The sequence below is a fragment of the Atlantibacter sp. RC6 genome (assembly GCF_014193285.1).
In the GTDB taxonomy this organism is placed as follows: Bacteria; Pseudomonadota; Gammaproteobacteria; order Enterobacterales; family Enterobacteriaceae; genus Atlantibacter.
In genome coordinates this window covers 419,205-435,933 of record NZ_JACHZE010000001.1, presented here as the reverse complement: position 1 = coordinate 435,933, position 16,729 = coordinate 419,205, and the positions used below count along the sequence as shown (strand labels likewise).

General features: G+C 56.2%; 18 protein-coding genes. 11 read left to right on the top strand and 7 right to left on the bottom strand.

Annotated elements, in window-relative coordinates:
- Positions 1-29: 29 nt before the first annotated feature.
- Entirely contained in the window at positions 30-896 is an 867-nt protein-coding gene (locus FHW74_RS02235) for a MurR/RpiR family transcriptional regulator (RefSeq protein WP_183168950.1), read from the bottom strand.
- Positions 897-1,242: 346 nt separating this feature from the next.
- Between FHW74_RS02235 and zwf the strand changes: the two genes are divergently transcribed.
- From zwf to FHW74_RS02220, 3 genes are all read left to right on the top strand, one after another.
- Positions 1,243-2,718: a glucose-6-phosphate dehydrogenase gene (gene zwf / locus FHW74_RS02230; RefSeq protein WP_183168949.1), complete on the top strand. Its 1,476-nt coding sequence runs from the start codon at positions 1,243-1,245 to the stop codon at positions 2,716-2,718.
- Between the two features lie 225 nt (positions 2,719-2,943).
- Positions 2,944-4,755, top strand: coding sequence for a phosphogluconate dehydratase (gene edd / locus FHW74_RS02225; RefSeq protein ID WP_183168948.1), 1,812 nt, complete (start codon positions 2,944-2,946; stop codon positions 4,753-4,755).
- 39 nt (positions 4,756-4,794) lie between these two features.
- Positions 4,795-5,436, top strand: a complete 642-nt coding sequence (locus tag FHW74_RS02220; protein WP_002462902.1) for a bifunctional 4-hydroxy-2-oxoglutarate aldolase/2-dehydro-3-deoxy-phosphogluconate aldolase — start codon at positions 4,795-4,797, stop codon at positions 5,434-5,436.
- 46 nt (positions 5,437-5,482) lie between these two features.
- Here the strand turns inward: FHW74_RS02220 and purT are convergent, their stop codons facing one another.
- Complete coding sequence (gene purT / locus FHW74_RS02215; RefSeq protein ID WP_183168947.1) at positions 5,483-6,661, bottom strand: formate-dependent phosphoribosylglycinamide formyltransferase; 1,179 nt, start codon at positions 6,659-6,661, stop codon at positions 5,483-5,485.
- Positions 6,662-6,791: 130 nt separating this feature from the next.
- Between purT and FHW74_RS02210 the strand changes: the two genes are divergently transcribed.
- From FHW74_RS02210 to ptrB, 4 genes are all read left to right on the top strand, one after another.
- Positions 6,792-7,109 carry a YebG family protein gene (locus FHW74_RS02210; RefSeq protein ID WP_183169430.1) on the top strand — a complete coding sequence of 106 codons (318 nt, stop codon included), beginning with the start codon at positions 6,792-6,794 and terminating at the stop codon, positions 7,107-7,109.
- 102 nt (positions 7,110-7,211) lie between these two features.
- Positions 7,212-7,556 carry a protein YebF gene (gene yebF / locus FHW74_RS02205; protein WP_269772325.1) on the top strand — a complete coding sequence of 115 codons (345 nt, stop codon included), beginning with the start codon at positions 7,212-7,214 and terminating at the stop codon, positions 7,554-7,556.
- A 115-nt stretch (positions 7,557-7,671) separates the two neighbouring features.
- Positions 7,672-8,328, top strand: a complete 657-nt coding sequence (locus FHW74_RS02200) for a tellurite resistance TerB family protein (protein ID WP_183168946.1) — start codon at positions 7,672-7,674, stop codon at positions 8,326-8,328.
- An 82-nt stretch (positions 8,329-8,410) separates the two neighbouring features.
- The gene (gene ptrB, locus FHW74_RS02195; protein ID WP_183168945.1) at positions 8,411-10,471 is read left to right on the top strand and encodes an oligopeptidase B; all 2,061 of its coding nucleotides are present in this window, start codon (positions 8,411-8,413) and stop codon (positions 10,469-10,471) included.
- On the opposite strand, the gene exoX is transcribed toward ptrB, so the two are convergent.
- Positions 10,468-11,136: an exodeoxyribonuclease X gene (gene exoX, locus FHW74_RS02190; protein ID WP_183168944.1), complete on the bottom strand. Its 669-nt coding sequence runs from the start codon at positions 11,134-11,136 to the stop codon at positions 10,468-10,470. The genes ptrB and exoX overlap by 4 nt on opposite strands.
- 107 nt (positions 11,137-11,243) lie before the next feature.
- Positions 11,244-11,474: a DNA polymerase III subunit theta gene (locus tag FHW74_RS02185; protein WP_183168943.1), complete on the bottom strand. Its 231-nt coding sequence runs from the start codon at positions 11,472-11,474 to the stop codon at positions 11,244-11,246.
- A gap of 150 nt (positions 11,475-11,624) precedes the next feature.
- Between FHW74_RS02185 and yobA the strand changes: the two genes are divergently transcribed.
- The 4 genes from yobA to FHW74_RS02165 all read left to right on the top strand — a co-directional run bounded on the left by yobA (position 11,625) and on the right by FHW74_RS02165 (position 14,630).
- Positions 11,625-11,999: a CopC domain-containing protein YobA gene (gene yobA, locus FHW74_RS02180; protein ID WP_183168942.1), complete on the top strand. Its 375-nt coding sequence runs from the start codon at positions 11,625-11,627 to the stop codon at positions 11,997-11,999.
- Between the two features lies 1 nt (position 12,000).
- Positions 12,001-12,876, top strand: coding sequence for a copper homeostasis membrane protein CopD (copD, locus tag FHW74_RS02175; protein WP_183168941.1), 876 nt, complete (start codon positions 12,001-12,003; stop codon positions 12,874-12,876).
- A gap of 25 nt (positions 12,877-12,901) precedes the next feature.
- A complete protein-coding gene (locus FHW74_RS02170) occupies positions 12,902-13,240 on the top strand; it encodes a YebY family protein (RefSeq protein WP_183168940.1) in 339 nt (112 codons plus the stop codon).
- 745 nt (positions 13,241-13,985) lie between these two features.
- On the top strand, positions 13,986-14,630 hold the full coding sequence (locus tag FHW74_RS02165; RefSeq protein WP_183168939.1) for a metallophosphoesterase: 645 nt from the start codon (positions 13,986-13,988) through the stop codon (positions 14,628-14,630).
- On the opposite strand, the gene FHW74_RS02160 is transcribed toward FHW74_RS02165, so the two are convergent.
- From FHW74_RS02160 to rsmF, 3 genes are all read right to left on the bottom strand, one after another.
- Positions 14,631-14,822, bottom strand: a complete 192-nt coding sequence (locus FHW74_RS02160; RefSeq protein ID WP_183168938.1) for a YebW family protein — start codon at positions 14,820-14,822, stop codon at positions 14,631-14,633. It lies immediately after the preceding gene.
- 107 nt (positions 14,823-14,929) lie between these two features.
- Complete coding sequence (locus FHW74_RS02155; RefSeq protein ID WP_125291932.1) at positions 14,930-15,169, bottom strand: YebV family protein; 240 nt, start codon at positions 15,167-15,169, stop codon at positions 14,930-14,932.
- Between the two features lie 114 nt (positions 15,170-15,283).
- Positions 15,284-16,720 carry a 16S rRNA (cytosine(1407)-C(5))-methyltransferase RsmF gene (gene rsmF / locus FHW74_RS02150; protein WP_183168937.1) on the bottom strand — a complete coding sequence of 479 codons (1,437 nt, stop codon included), beginning with the start codon at positions 16,718-16,720 and terminating at the stop codon, positions 15,284-15,286.
- Between the last annotated feature and the right edge of the window lie 9 nt (positions 16,721-16,729).

Below are 16,729 nucleotides of genomic sequence, written 5' to 3'. Positions count from 1 at the left end.
ATAAGTACAGCTTTGTTATCGAAATACCGCTATTTATTGTCAGGAACGTAAAGCTCTTTATCAAACCGCGATTCCTTCAACGCTTCCTTGACTCGCTTCAAGTTATCCCTGAATTTCGCCCCGCGCCGCAACGTGAAACCGGTTGCAAGCACATCAATCAGCGTAAGCTGGGCCAAACGGGAGACCATCGGCATGTAAATATCGGTATCTTCTGGAACATCCAGCAATAATGCAAGTGTCGCTTCCCGCGCCAGCGGCGTGCCGGCGGAGGTAATCGCTAACACCATGGCATCGTTTTCACGGGCCAACTGCGCCAGTTCCACCAGATTTTTGGTGCGGCCGGTGTGAGAAATCAGCACCACCACATCGTCGGCGCTACAATTCATACAGCTCATGCGTTGTACCACGATGTCATCGGAATAGATCACTGGCACGTTGAAGCGAAAAAATTTATTCATGGCGTCGTGAGCCACCGCCGCCGACGAACCGAGCCCGAAAAAGGCGATGCGTTTTGCCTGGGTGAGCAGATCCACGGCGCGATTGACCGCGTTCATATCCAGCGATTGCCGCACGTGGTCAAGGCTCGCCATCGCCGACTCGAAAATTTTACCGGTGTAGGCCTCGACGCTGTCGTCTTCATCGACATTGCGGTTTACGTACGGGGTGCCGTTCGCCAGACTTTGCGCCAGATGGAGTTTAAAATCAGGAAAACCTTTGGTATCAAGGCTACGGCAGAACCGGTTAACCGTCGGCTCGCTGACGCCAGCGGTGTTGGCGAGGCGAGCGATACTGAGGTGAATGGCCCGCGAGGGAGAGGTGAGGATCACTTCAGCGACTTTGCGCTCAGATTTGCTTAATTGTTCCAGTTGTGACTGGATTTTTTCCAGCATATTCATGATTTATCATTAACTCATGGAAAAAAGCGATTTCTAAAAGTGATGAAACCGGAAAGCGAATTAGCAAGAATATACTCCTGAGCTCACACGGGAAGGGACAAATGACCAAAAATGTCGTTGTTTTTTTTCATACCTTGATCCGTGTCTGATTTTGTTAAGCGGTTTCATTGTGTAAAAACCGGCCAGGATGCGGGCACCATACGGAAAAAATGGCGCTGCAAATCCCGGTATAGTGACGCCACCACAGCAAAGGTTTCAGAAACCGGTTAAAAGCAGTAGAGTGCGGTGTAAGAAAATTACAGATAACCTGGCTCAGAACCAGGATCATTCAAACGAGGAGAATGACATGGCGGTAACGCAAACAGCCCAGGCATGTGACCTGGTCATTTTCGGCGCAAAAGGCGATCTGGCGCGTCGGAAACTGCTGCCTTCCCTGTACCAGCTGGAAAAAGCAGGCCAAATCCATCCTGATACCCGCATTCTTGGGGTTGGCCGCGCGGAGTGGGATAAAGAAACCTACACCCGTATCGTTCGTGAAGCGTTAGAAACCTTCATGAAAGAGAAGATTAACGAAGGGCTGTGGGACAAACTCAGCAGCCGCCTCGATTTCTGTAATCTCGATGTCAACGATACTGCCGCGTTTACGCGTCTTGGCAAACTGCTTGACCAGAAAAACCGCGTCACCATCAACTACTTCGCCATGCCGCCGAGCACCTTTGGCGCCATCTGCAAAGGGCTGGGCGAGGCGAAACTCAACGCCAAACCGGCACGTGTCGTGATGGAAAAACCGCTCGGCACCTCGCTGGAAACCTCCCGGGAAATTAACGACCAGGTGGGCGAGTACTTTGAGGAGTGTCAGGTTTACCGTATCGACCACTATCTGGGCAAAGAGACGGTTCTCAACCTGCTGGCGCTGCGCTTCGCTAACTCCCTGTTCGCCAATAACTGGGATAACCGCACCATCGACCACGTGGAAATCACCGTAGCGGAAGAGGTCGGCATTGAAGGTCGCTGGGGTTACTTCGACCAGGCAGGCCAGATGCGCGATATGATCCAGAACCATCTGCTGCAAATCCTGTGCATGATTGCCATGTCGCCGCCGTCTGACCTCACCGCTGACCATATCCGCGATGAAAAAGTCAAAGTGCTGCAATCCCTGCGCCGCATCGACCGTAGCAACGTGCGGGAAAAAACCGTGCGCGGCCAGTACACCTCCGGCTTCGCCCAGGGGCAAAAAGTGCCGGGCTACCTGGAAGAAGAGGGCGCTAATAAGTCGAGCAGCACCGAGACTTTTGTCGCCATCCGCGTCGATATCGATAACTGGCGCTGGGCGGGCGTGCCGTTCTATCTGCGTACCGGCAAGCGTCTGCCGACCAAATGTTCTGAAGTGGTGGTGTACTTTAAAAACCCGGCGCTGAACCTGTTTAAAGACTCCTGGCAGGATCTTCCGCAGAACAAGCTGACCATCCGCCTGCAACCGGATGAGGGTGTGGATATTCAGATCCTGAATAAAGTGCCGGGACTCGATCACAAGCACAACCTGCAAACCACCAAGCTGGACCTGAGTTACTCCGAGACCTTCAACGAATCGCATCTGGCGGACGCCTACGAGCGCCTGCTGCTGGAAACCATGCGCGGTATCCAGGCGCTGTTCGTGCGCCGCGATGAAGTGGAAGAAGCGTGGAAGTGGGTCGACTCCATCACCGAAGCCTGGGCGGCGGATAACGACGCGCCGAAGCCTTATCAGGCGGGTACCTGGGGGCCGGTGGCTTCGGTCGCGATGATCACCCGGGACGGCCGTTCATGGAACGAGTTTGAATAACCGCAGGTGCTTATCCTTTAGGGTTATTTTACCGGTAACATGACCTGGGACATCAGGTTTATACTTTTTTGCATTTTAAAGCCCCGTGCGGATTCACCCACGGGGCTTTTTTATTTACACTGACTGAAACGATTATGCCCTTGCCAGGCCTGTTCACCGTTAATTAGCCGTAACGGAAAAGTGAATAAAACAGGCCCCCTATGCAAATAAATTATGAGGACCGTTATGAATTCAGAAATGTTACGGGTAACAAATCGCATTATTGCGCGTTCTAAAGCCACCCGCGAAACCTACCTCGCGCGCATCGAGGCGGCGAAGGCCAAAACCGTGCATCGCGCCGAACTGGCCTGCGGCAACCTGGCCCATGGTTTCGCCGCCTGTCAGCCGGAAGATAAAGCCGCGCTCAAAAGCATGCTGCGTAACAATATCGGCATCATAACCTCCTATAACGACATGCTTTCCGCCCATCAGCCTTACGAAACGTATCCCGACCAAATCCGCAAAGCCCTGCACTCGGTGAATGCCGTCGGCCAGGTGGCGGGTGGCGTTCCGGCAATGTGTGATGGCGTGACGCAAGGGCAGGACGGCATGGAGCTTTCCCTGCTGAGCCGTGAAGTGATCGCCATGTCTGCCGCGGTGGGCCTGTCGCACAATATGTTCGATGGCGCGCTGTTCCTCGGCGTGTGCGATAAAATCGTCCCGGGGCTGGCGATGGCGGCTTTGTCGTTCGGTCATTTACCGTCGGTGTTTGTGCCGTCAGGCCCGATGGCGAGCGGCTTGCCGAACAAAGAAAAAGTGCGCATCCGCCAGCTGTACGCCGAAGGTAAAGTGGACCGCATGGCGCTGCTGGAGTCGGAAGCGGCGTCTTATCACGCGCCAGGCACCTGTACCTTCTACGGCACCGCCAACACCAATCAGATGGTGGTGGAATTTATGGGCATGCAGCTGCCGGGCTCCTCATTCGTCCAGCCGGATGCGCCGCTGCGTGAAGCGCTGACCGCTGCGGCGGCTCGCCAGGTAACGCGCCTGACCGGCAACGGCAACAACTGGATGCCGCTGGGTAAAATGATCGACGAAAAAGTGGTGGTTAACGGTATCGTCGCGCTGCTGGCGACCGGCGGTTCCACCAACCACACTATGCACCTGGTGGCGATGGCGCGCGCGGCGGGCATCATCATTAACTGGGATGACTTCTCCGATCTCTCGGCGGTGGTACCGCTGCTGGCGCGTCTGTACCCTAACGGCCCGGCGGATATTAACCACTTCCAGGCGGCGGGCGGCGTGCCGGTGCTGATGCGTGAATTGCTGAAAGGCGGTTTGCTGCATGAAGATGTGGAAACCGTGGTGGGTCACGGCCTGCATCGCTACACCCTCGAACCCTGGCTGAACAACGGCGAACTGCAATGGCGTGACGGCGCGGCAGCATCGCTGGATAACGACGTGATCGCCAGCATCGACAAACCTTTCTCCGCTCACGGCGGCACCAAAGTGCTGAGCGGCAACCTGGGCCGCGCGGTGATGAAAACCTCCGCTGTGCCGCAGGAATACCAGATTATCGAAGCGCCGGCGGTGGTGTTTGAAAGCCAGCATGACGTGGTTCCGGCGTTTGAAGCGGGCCTGCTGGATAAAGATTGCGTAGTGGTGGTGCGCCATCAGGGGCCAAAAGCCAACGGGATGCCAGAATTACATAAACTTATGCCTCCGCTTGGTGTATTATTGGACCGCCGTTTCAAAATTGCGTTAGTGACCGATGGCCGCCTCTCCGGCGCATCCGGCAAAGTGCCTTCTGCCATCCATGTCACCCCAGAAGCCTACGACGGCGGCTTACTGGCGAAAGTACGCAACGGCGACCTGATCCGCGTAAACGGACAGACGGGCGAGTTAACGCTGTTAGTCGATGAGGCGGAACTGGCCCAACGCGCGCCGTTCCAGCCGGATCTTAGCCCGCAACGCGTGGGCACCGGCCGTGAGATGTTCGGCGCGCTGCGCGAGAATTTGTCCGGCGCCGAGCAGGGCGCAACCTGTATTCGTTTTTAAAGGCTTCACTGAATTCACTATGGCGAGAGAGATGCTCTGATGAAAAGCTGGAAAACAAGTGCTGAACAGATCCTGAAATCCGGTCCGGTTGTACCGGTAATTGTGATTAACAAACTGGAACATGCCGTACCGCTGGCGAAAGCGCTGATCGCAGGCGGCGTGCGTGTACTGGAAGTGACCCTGCGTACCCCGTGCGCTATGGACGCTATTCGCGCCATCGCCAAAGAAGTGCCGGACGCGATCATCGGCGCGGGCACCGTTATCAATGCGGCCCAACTGGCGGAAGTGACCGAAGCGGGCGCGCAGTTCGCGATTAGCCCGGGTCTGACCGAGCCGTTGCTGAAAGCGGCAACTGAAGGTTCTATCCCGTTGATCCCGGGTATCAGCACCGTTTCAGAACTGATGCTGGGTATGGACTACGGCCTGAAAGAGTTTAAATTCTTCCCGGCGGAAGCCAACGGCGGCACCAAAGCGCTGCAGGCCATTGCGGGCCCGTTCTCTCAGGTGCGTTTCTGCCCAACCGGCGGTATCACTCCGGCTAACTACCGCGATTACCTGGCGCTGAAAAGCGTGCTGTGCATCGGCGGCTCCTGGCTGGTGCCGGCAGACGCAATGGAAGCGGGCGACTGGGATCGCATTACCAAACTGGCGCGCGAAGCGGTAGAAGGCGCGCAGCAGTAACGGAATGACGTAACGTGAAGGCAGGCGCAAGCCTGCCTTTTTGGTTTTAGCCTTCCACCTGTACCGCCGCTGCCGCCGCTTTCGCGCGTTCGATGGCGGTTTCAATGTCTTCAGCGCAGGCCAGCGCGGCCCCGAGACGGCGTGCTCCCTGAATATCCGGCTTGCCGAATAAGCGTACCTGCAAACCGGCGCCCACGGCGGCGTCAATATTGCTGAAACGCACGTTATCGCTGGTCAGCTGCGGCAGGATCACCGCTGACGCGGCGGGGCCGTATTGACGAATACCGCCCACGGGCAAACCTAAAAACGCGCGCACATGCAGGGCGAACTCTGACAGATCCTGGCTGATTAGCGTTACCATGCCGGTATCGTGCGGGCGCGGCGACACTTCGCTGAACACCACGTCATCGCCGCACACAAACAGCTCGACGCCAAACAGGCCATAGCCGCCTAATGCCAGCACCACTTTTTCCGCTACCTGCCGGGCGCGCTGTAGCGCCAGCTCGCTCATCTGCTGCGGCTGCCAGGATTCGCGGTAGTCGCCGTCTTGCTGGCGATGGCCCACCGGAGCGCAGAAGTGCACGCCGTCCACGGCGCTTACGGTCAGCAGGGTGATTTCGAAATCAAAATTGACCACGCCTTCGATAATCACTTTGCCTGCGCCGGCGCGGCCGCCCTGTTGGGCGTACTGCCAGGCGTCCGCCAGCTGCTCGCGCTGGCGAATAAAACTCTGGCCTTTGCCGGAGGAGCTCATTACCGGCTTCACAATGCAGGGCAGGCCGATCTCTTCTACCGCCGCCAGAAAATCGCTTTCGCTGTCGGCAAAGCGGTAGCTCGACGTGGGCAGACCGAGCTCTTCCGCCGCCAGGCGGCGAATGCCTTCGCGGTTCATGGTGAGTTGGGTGGCGCGCGCGCAGGGCACCACACGCTGGCCCTGTTGTTCCAGTTCAATCAGCGTGTCGGTCGCGATGGCTTCGATTTCCGGTACGATAAAATCCGGTTTTTCCTGCCCGATAAGCGCCTTTAACGCCGCGCCGTCCAGCATGTTTATGGCGTAGCTGCGATGAGCAACGTGCATCGCCGGGGCGTTGGGATATCTGTCTACGGCAATCACTTCAATACCGAGCCTCTGGCACTCAATCGCCACTTCTTTACCTAATTCCCCTGAGCCGAGCAGCATCACGCGGGTGGCTGCCGGACGAAGCGCGGTTCCTACTGTCAACATAACGAGATTCCTGCACCAAAAAAGAGGCCGCCAGTATATACGAAAACGATTGCGCGGGCAGGTGCGGCGTTTTGATTTTTCATTTTGGCTCTGATATACTGTATGCATATCCAGTTAAAGAGGCATCATGATGGCTGTTGAAATTCACTACGTTGTGGTCAGGGAAGGGAAAGAGAAAATGTCTTTTGCCAACAAAAAAGAAGCCGACGCATACGACAAGATGCTCGACTTAGCACAGACCCTTGAGTCCTGGCTGCAAAGCGCGCCGGTGAATCTTGAGGAAACCCAGCTGGAGCCGCTGTCACTGTGGCTGGCTGAACACAAAGATACCCTGGCGCAGGTGCTGCGTACCGGGCAGATGCCGCAGGAAGGCGCGGCGGAGCTAAAGCCGGACGCCGACGCGAAGGTGGAAGCAATCGCCAGTGGGCGTAAGCCGAAAGCGGCGTAACCCCGTCGATTCAGCAGCGTTTTCACCCGCGCGCGCCGGGTAACCCCTTGCGCTTCGGTTGTTTTGTACCAGGCTTTCTGTGGTATTAACAACGGAGGGCATCTGATGAAAAAAGGGCTACTGGCGCTTATCGCGCTATTTTCCGTGGGGTTGCATGCCGCGCCCCAGGAATCGCGCAGTGTGAAATTTACCGGCTGTGAAGGACTGGATGCCAAAGGCATTTCAGCCAGCGTGAAACGCGATTATCTCCAGAACCGCATCGCGCGCTGGGCGGACGATCAGGAAAAACTCGGCCAGGCCGATCCGGTCGCCTGGGTTAACCCCGAAGCCGTTAAAGGCGGCGATGATAAATGGACCGTCCCCCTGACGGTGCGCGGCATGCGTGCCGACATCCATTACACCGTGCAGGTCGACTGCAAAAAGCAGACGGCGGAATACCGTCCGTAATCCCGTGCAAGGGCCTGGCCCTTGCCGATTCTTTTCCTTTCCTTAGCCTGTATCCACACTTCTTGACATCCCCTCGCATACGCTCACAACACGGACTTTCACTGTGGGAGCGCATATGGCGAACTGGCTTCAACATCTCCAGTCATTGCTGGGGGAACAGGGCAAAGGGTTATCGCAGGGGCAGGGGTTATCTAAACTGCTGAGCCCCGGCGCGCTGGGCGGCCTGGCAGGGCTGCTGGTGGCGAATAAATCTTCGCGCAAGCTGCTGGCGAAATACGGTGGCGGCGCTCTACTGGCAGGCGGCGGGGCGGTGGCCGGAACGGTATTATGGAATAAGTACAAAGACCGTATCCGCGCGGCCCATCAGGATGAACCGCAGTATGGCCAGCAGACATCACCGATTGATAAGCGTACCGAGCGGTTAATTCTGGCGCTGGTTTTCGCTGCCAAAAGCGATGGGCATATTGACGATGCCGAGCGCCAGGCCATCGATCAGCATTTGCGCGACGCCGGTATTGAAAACGAAGGACGCGCGCTGGTCGAGCAGGCTCTTGAGCTCCCCCTTGATCCTGCGCGTCTTGCCGACGGCATCCAGAATGAAGAAGAGGCGCTGGAGCTCTATTTCCTGAGTTGCGCCGCCATCAATGCCGATCACTTTATGGAGCGCAGTTACCTGAACGCGCTGGGGGATGCGCTGGGCATCCCGGAAGATGTTCGCACGGATGTGGAGCACGATATCGCGGTCAGTAAACGGGAGGTTGCACCAGGATAACGCCTGGTTTGGTGGCGTTACGCTTGCAACGCGCTGGGTTTTTGCCAACCTTATAAGGGTGTTAACCTAAAAGTTGAGCGTTATGCCACCAAAAGCCAAAGTAATACCCCACACCATGACTCTGCATGGCGACACGCGCACCGATAACTATTACTGGCTGCGCGATGATGACCGGTCTGATCCAGAAGTGCTCGATTATCTCCATCAAGAGAACGATTACGGGCGGCGGGTTATGGCCAGCCAACAGGCGCTGGAGGAACAGCTACTCAAAGAGATGATTGCGCGCATTCCGCAGCGCGATGCGTCTGCCCCCTACGTCAAGAATGGCTACCGCTATCGTCAGGTTTATGATGTGGGATGCGAATACCCGGTCTACCAGCGCCAGTCGGTGTTGTCCTCGGAGTGGGATAACTGGGATGTGTTACTGGATGCCAACCAGCGCGCGTCGCACAGCGAGTTCTATACCCTGGGCGCGCTGGCTATCACGCCAGATAACACCACAATGGTGCTGGCAGAGGATTATCTGTCGCGCCGTCAGTATGGTCTGCGTTTTCGCAATCTGGAGACCGGCAACTGGTATCCGGAGCTGATTGAGCATGTCGCGCCCGACGTGGCCTGGGCTAACGATTCCCGCACCCTCTATTACGTTAAAAAACACGCCAAAACCCTGCTGCCGTATCAGGTGTGGCGCCATACCGTGGGATCGCCTGCCAGCGAAGATGAATTGATCTACGAAGAGCGCGATGAGACGTTCTACGTCAGCCTGTACAAAACCACTTCCCAGCATTTCATTAATATTTTCCTTTCCAGCGCCACCACCAGCGAGGTGTGGTTGCTGGATGCGGAACTGGCCGATGCCGAGCCCAGTTGTTTCCTCAAGCGGCGTAAAGATCACGAATATTCGGTGGATCACTATCAGCACCGCTTTTATATGCGTTCTAACCGCGACGGTAAAAACTTCGGGCTTTATCGCAGTACGGTTCGCAAGGAGGAAAAATGGGAAACGCTGATCCCCGCGCGCGAGCACATCATGCTGGAAGGCTTCACGCTGTTCACCGACTGGCTGGTGGTGGAAGAGCGTCAGCGCGGCCTGACCAGCCTGCGGCAAATCAACCGTAAAACCCGCGAAGTCACCGGCATTGCCTTTGACGATCCGGCCTATGTAACCTGGCTTGCTTATAATCCTGAGCCGGAAACCGCGAAGCTGCGTTATGGCTATTCCTCCATGACCACGCCGGATACCCTGTTCGAACTGGATATGGATACCGGCGAGCGGCGGGTGCTGAAGCAGACGGAAATTGACGGCTTTGATTCCGCTAATTACCGCAGCGAACACGTCTGGATCAAGGCGCGCGATGGTGTCGAAGTGCCGGTTTCGCTGGTATACCACAAAAAATATTTCCAGCGCGGCGCGAATCCGTTGCTGGTCTATGGCTACGGCTCCTACGGCAGCAGTATGGATGCCGATTTCAGCTCCAGCCGCCTGAGCCTGCTGGATCGCGGATTTGTCTACGCTATCGCCCATATCCGCGGTGGCGGCGAACTGGGCCAGCAGTGGTATGAGGCGGGGAAATTCTTACACAAGAAAAATACGTTTAATGACTATATCGATGTCTGCGAGGCGTTGCTGGCCCAGGGCTACGGCGATCCGCGCTACCTGTACGGTATGGGCGGCAGCGCAGGCGGGATGCTCATCGGCGCGGTGATCAATATGCGCCCGGAGCTGTTCCATGGCGCTATTGCCCAGGTGCCGTTTGTCGATGTGGTGACCACCATGCTGGATGAGTCGATCCCGCTCACCACCGGGGAGTTTGAAGAGTGGGGTAATCCGCAGGACGAAGCCTATTACCACTATATGAAGAGCTACAGCCCCTACGACCAGGTTACCCGTCAAAAATACCCGCATCTGCTGGTCACCACCGGTCTGCATGATTCCCAGGTACAGTACTGGGAGCCGGCAAAATGGGTCGCTAAGCTGCGGGAATACAAGACCGATGACAGCCTGCTGCTGCTTTGTACCGAAATGGATTCCGGCCACGGCGGGAAATCGGGCCGTTTTAAATCTTATGAAGGCGTGGCGCTGGAGTTTGCCTTCTTAATCGGCTTGACCCAGGGGACTCTGGAGGCGAAAGCGGGGCATTAATCCTCCCCGAGGTAGTGTTTCAGCGTCAGGCGCAGCTGCGGGGTCATCTCTTTGATGTTTTTCAGCATCCAGCGCAGATAACCCGGGTCGCGCTCGGCGATATCGCTAAAGGATTCGCCGCGATACTTGCCAAATTTAAAGGTGGTCATCAGGGTCGGCCGACCGGTAATGGTGACCATTTCTTCCGGCGTCCAGTTGGTTTGCTGCATGATATCCAGCAAAAGCGCGGCGGTGATATAGCAGTCATACAGCGCGCGGTGATGGTGCAGACCCGGCGGCGTCTCCACCTGCAAGCTGCGCGCTTTATACAAGCCCATATTGCTGTATTTGATGCCCGGCCAGTTCCACAGACGGCGCGCCATTTTCATGGTGCAAATCCACTCGCCGCCCATGTCGGGCAGCATCCTGCTGTCAAAATCGGCGTTATGCGCCACGTAAAACGGGCTGCCGAGGTAAGTCGGTAAAACCACGTCCAGCTCGGGCTTGTCGGCTACCATCGCTTCGGTAATACGATGGATAGCCATGGCCTGATGGCTGATAGGACGATCCGGACGCACCAGGTCGCTCATCGGATTAACGATCTGGCCGTTAATAATGTCCACCGACGCGATTTCCACCACTCCGCCCTGTAACCCGCAGGTTTCCGTATCGATCACTCGCAGCATGTCAGACTCTCTACTCGAAAGCGCCAGGGTTGTCAGTTCGACAATAAAATCCTGTACGCATATAGATTAGCATTTACAGTTTTAGCCAATGTCACGGGCTGCAAAGCTTATTTGGATTTGGGTTCCCAGGGCATGCGGGATAAGTTGACGGAAGCCAGGCGATGGGCGATCAGGCGCTCGCGAAAGTAGCCGCGCAACGCTTCCGGTTGTTCGCGTTCAACCACTTCGGCCACAATGGGCATGTTATAGCGCTCTTTAAACGCCACGCCGGCAGCGGCTAAATCAACGTTCACTTTGTCCATGTCTTCCTGAGGAAGTTGAGCAAGGTTGTGCTTCATAGAGGGCTCCTTTGGTAACAGGCGGAAAGGTACTTGCTCATCGTCGGGATGACAAGTGTTTCTGTGTCGCTGTGTGCCATGCTGACTCGACTTGACGAGTCACCGGGGTTATTCTTTGCGCCACAGTCATAACGAAAAGGAATGATTTATATGGCATTCACCGCATCTCGTCTTGTTTGTGCTCTTACCGTTACCGCTTCACTGTTTGCCGCGCCTGCCGTCTGGGCCCATGCGCATCTTAAACACCAATATCCCGCGGCGGATGCCGTGATGGAATCTGCGCCTCAGGCTCTGACCCTGAATTTCTCTGAAGGAATTGAACCGGCATTCAGCGGTATCACGCTGGTCGGCCCGGAAAAGCAAAAAATCGCCACCGGCAAAGCCAAACTGGCGGCGGAGGATAATAAACAGTTGATTGTGCCGCTCAGCGCGCCGCTGCCTGCCGGGCAGTATCAGGTCGACTGGCATGTGGTTTCCGTCGACGGTCACAAAACGAAAGGCAGCTACCATTTTAGCGTGAAATAACATGCTGGTTGCCACCTGGGTTACGCTGCGGTTCATCCATTTCGTCGCGTTGATACTGGCGCTGGGGTGTGCAATCAGCACCTGCTGGCTGGCTCCCGACGCGTTTAAGCCGGTGCTGGCGCGCCGCGTCTGGCGGTGGTGGCGCAGTGCGCTGGTCGCCAGTCTGGTCAGCGCGACCTTGATGCTCGCCATCCAGGGCGGAATGATGGCGGGCGGCTGGGCAGACGTCATTTCCCCCGCCATCTGGCAGGCGGTATTAACTACGCAGTTTGGCGGCGTATGGCTGTGGCAAATCGTTCTCAGCGTTATTTCGTTGGCGGTATTGCTGCTTAAACCTTACCGCGTTGGCGCATTGCTGATGATACTGCTGATGGGGCAGGTGGTACTGCTGGCAGGGGTAGGGCATGCGGTGATGGCGGAGGGCGCGCGCGGCGCGTTCCAGCAAATCAACCATGCCATTCATCTGCTTGCCGCTGCCTGGTGGATGGGCGGCTTACTGCCGTTACTGGCCTGTATGCGGCTGGCGCGCAAACCGCGCTGGCGGGAGAGCGCGATCCGCGCCATGATGCGTTTTTCGCGCTACGGTCATCTGGCCGTTGCGCTTGCGATTGTGACGGGGATCGTCAATACGTTGCTGATTGCCGGCTTGCCCTGGCCTGTAGACACGCATTATCTCATCATGCTGTGGGTAAAAGTCGCGCTGGTGGCGATGATGGTGGCGATTGCCGTGTATAACCGCTATGCGCTGGTGCCGCGTTTTAGCCAGACCGCGGGCGTGGCGCAACGTCAGTTTATCATCCTGACGAAAGTAGAATGGATATTGAGCTTACTGGTGGTGGCCTGCGTCAGCCTGTTCGCCACCTGGGAGCCCGTTTAACCGTGATTATGTTTGCGAGTTTACGATGAAAAAAACAGTACTTTCACTGCTATTACTGGCGTGCGCGACAACGGCCGCCGCTGCGCCGCAGATTATTACGGTAAGCCGTTTCGAGATGGGTAAAGACAACTGGGCCTTCAACCGTGAAGAGGTGATGCTCACCTGCCGTCCGGGCAATGCGCTGTTTGTGATTAATCCGGCCACCCTGATGCAGTACCCGATCAACGACGAAGCTATGGCGCAGGTTAAAGCCGGAAAAACTACGGGCCAGCCCATCAGCGTGATACAGGTAGACGACCCGGCGAAACCCGGCGAGAAAAAGAGCCTTGCGCCGTTTATCGAGAAAGCCAAAACGCTCTGCTAAGCGTTCACGGGCATAAAAAAACCGCAGTACCGTGGAATAAGGGCTGCGGTTTTTTATTAAGTGATTACGTTACGTGAGGAATTTTTTTGGACCACTTTTGTCGCGGACTGGAAAACCTGACATCGTAATCTATTCTTAAAGGGCAAGGCGATTTCAGCCTGCATTAATGCCAACTTTTAGCGCACGGCTCTCTCCCAAGAGCCATTTCCCTGGACCGAATACAGGAATCGTATTCGGTCTTTTTTTATCCCTATGATTTACAAGCCTTTTTCGAGCGCACCTTTGTCCATGGTTAATGTCGCTACCTGTGAATGCCTTAAACCATAACACAGACAACCCCGGCAGCGTCCAGAGCTTTTTTGCCGTCTTTAAGAATCTGTAAGTGAAATGATACCAATAAGTTTCACTATGCTGTCAGTCTGTCATTGTGCGCTGATTTTCTGGAATCGGGATCAAATAACAATAATTTTCATTTGGTGCCAACTTGATCGGATTAATCTTATCGGCTATTGTGCGGTTCATCCCTTACAGAGCTAACGCCATCACCATGAGCGCCGGAGATAAGCGCCGGAAGGGACATAAAAAAACCTGCGAAAGCAGGTTTTTTTATGTCTGAATAGCACTGATAAGATAGCAATAATTTCCAGAAAAACCGGCAAAGCTGTCAGAAGCCGGGGTGAATGGCCTCTCTTTTGCCGATGTCCCTCCTGCCCGCACTATACTTTAGCTGTTCACAGGAGGAGAAATGTATCAACGTATCGACGCCAGCGAATGGCGGGCCATTTACATCGTGGGCGATTTACACGGCTGCCTGCGACAATTTGCCCGGGCGTTACGCGAGGCGCATTTCGACCCGTGGCAGGATTTGGTGATCGGTGTTGGCGACCTTATCGACCGCGGGGATAACAGTCCCGGCTGCCTGGCGTTAACCGAGCGGCGCTGGTTCCGTTGCGTGCTGGGTAACCATGAGGCCATGGCGCTGGATGCCCTGGAGTCTGGGGATTACGCATTATGGTATCTCAACGGCGGCAACTGGTTCACGACGCTCAACAGCGCGGCGCGCAAGCGCGTCGAAGGGCAACTGCTGCGGCTGCGCGATTTGCCGTTGATCATCGAATTGCAACGCGCGGACCAGCGCATCGTGGTCGCCCACGCGGACTATCCCGCCGATCATTATGCCTGGCAGCAGCCGGTAAAGCGCACGCCTGTGCTCTGGAGCCGTGAGCGGCTATCGCGTTGTATCAAAGGACATGATGAGTCTATCAGCGGGGCGGATGCGTTTTACTTCGGGCATACGCCGTTAAATGACTGCCTTGATTGCGGGAACCTGCACTATATCGACACCGGCGCCGTGTTCGGCAACCGGTTGACTCTGTTGCGGGTCCAGTAGCTAAAAATCGCTGTACTCCTGAGCCGGGGTCCAGAAGCCGTCGATAAAATCTTCCACCGGAAAACAGCCGCCGTGCCGCAGCCGTTGTTCATCCATCGCGCGCATACATTGTTGTTCAGTATTAAAAACGTCAACGACGATATCGTTACAGCCACCGTCCAGATAACAAACAAATAAAACCAGTGCGAACATCGCATCCCCAATGTTAGAAGGTTTAGAGTAATTGTAGGGGACAGGGCGCGAAGGGCAAACCAAACGGGGAAGAATAACCCGTCTCAGGCGACGGGCTCATGTCGGGATCAGGCAAAACGCATCACCCAGGCATCAGAATTTTCGTCATAGTGTTTACGATAAAGCACAGAGTGTTCGCCGTTAAGTACCGCCGGAATGCTGGTTTCCGCATCCCATGCATCAAGCTGCATGCACAGGTCCGGGTCAGATTTACACGGGATAGTTAAGGTACGTTCGCCCGGCTGCTCGCCGCTCAGTTCCGCATCATCGATCTCAAAGGTGCCGATTTTTACGCTGGTCTTGGTCATAGTGCTCTCCATCATCATTACAGTGCAGGTGGTACGACCAGTAAAGTCGCCATTTTCTAGCCTGGACAAGGAACAGCAAAAGCGCAAGTTTATCGCGATTATTTTTTGGGCGAATTACATCTCATCGGCAAACAGCTTGCCATCGCGCACCAGTTCGCGCGGATAACTGTTCTTTAACCGTGAGCCGACCTTTTTCGCCAGCCCCAGCGGTTGATCCTGATAGGTAACAATCACTTCATTCGCTTGCGGCGCGGTGTGCGGATAGACATCCCGGCCACGATACCACTCCTGCGCTTGCTGGTCGGTTAACGCAAATCCGTGAGTCGCAATATCGCCTAAGGCAATCACCGCTTCATGCTGCCAGCGGAAGCCTTTATTGAAGGTTTCCGCCAGTTTCAGGCCGATGCGTGAGAATCGCACCTGGCCAATCAGCGGCTCGATGTCTGCCGGAAATAGCCAGATCTCTTTATCGCGCAGCCATAAGTGTAGATGCTCATCCCAGCTAAGCCCAACGCTTGCGGCCGCGCGCACGACTTCCTGCGCCTCTTTGGCTTTCATCGGGGTGAAGGGGAATTTACCGGTTTTATAGCCCGGCGCGTCAAGGGCGGGGACGGCGGCGGTTTTTCGCAGGCGCGCCACAAAGAAACCTTCGCAATCGAAAATCTGCGGGAACACGTGCAGGAACCCTTCCCCGGTTAACGCCTGCTGCGCCCCGTTGAACAAATCGCCCAGCGGCTCAACGCAAACCGCATCAGGATAGCGATCCAGCAGCCACTGGCACACCTGCTCGTTCTCTTCACGGTTGAGGGTGCAGGTGGAGTAAACCAGCGTGCCGCCGGGGCGCAGGGCGTGAAACGCGCTGTCAATCAGTTCGCGCTGGGTGGCGGCGATCTCCTGATTGCTGGCAACAGACCAGTTGCGCAGGGCATCGGGATCTTTACGCACCACGCCTTCGCCGGAGCAGGGGGCGTCAAGCAGGATGGCGTCGAAGCATTCCGGCAGCGCTGCGCCGAACACCCGGCCATCGAAGTGGGTCAGCGCTACGTTTTGGATGCCGCAGCGGCTGATGTTGGCCGCCAGGACTTTTACCCGGCTGGCGGCATATTCATTGGCGAGAATTGCGCCGTGATTAGCCATGCGCGCTGCGATTTGGGTGGTTTTAGAGCCTGGCGCGGCGGCGACGTCCATCACCCGGGTGAACTGCGCGCCATCCGCGAACAGCGCGGCGACCGGCAACATCGAGCTGGCTTCCTGAATGTAAAACAGGCCGCTCAGATGCTCCGCGGTGCTGCCCAGCGGCAGCGCTTCTTCATCACGCTCGATCCAGAAACCCTCTTCGCACCAGGGAATGGGGCTGAGCTGCCAGTCATAGGGCGCCACTAAGGCCAGAAAATCGCTGACGCTGATTTTCAGGGTATTGACGCGAATGCTGCGGCGCAGCGGGCGCTGGCAGGAGGCGATAAAACTCTCCATGGACAGCGCGGCGGGCATGGCATCACGCATGACGGAAAGAAATTCATCGGGAAGATAAACGGAACGGATTTGCGCCACAGCCTGGCC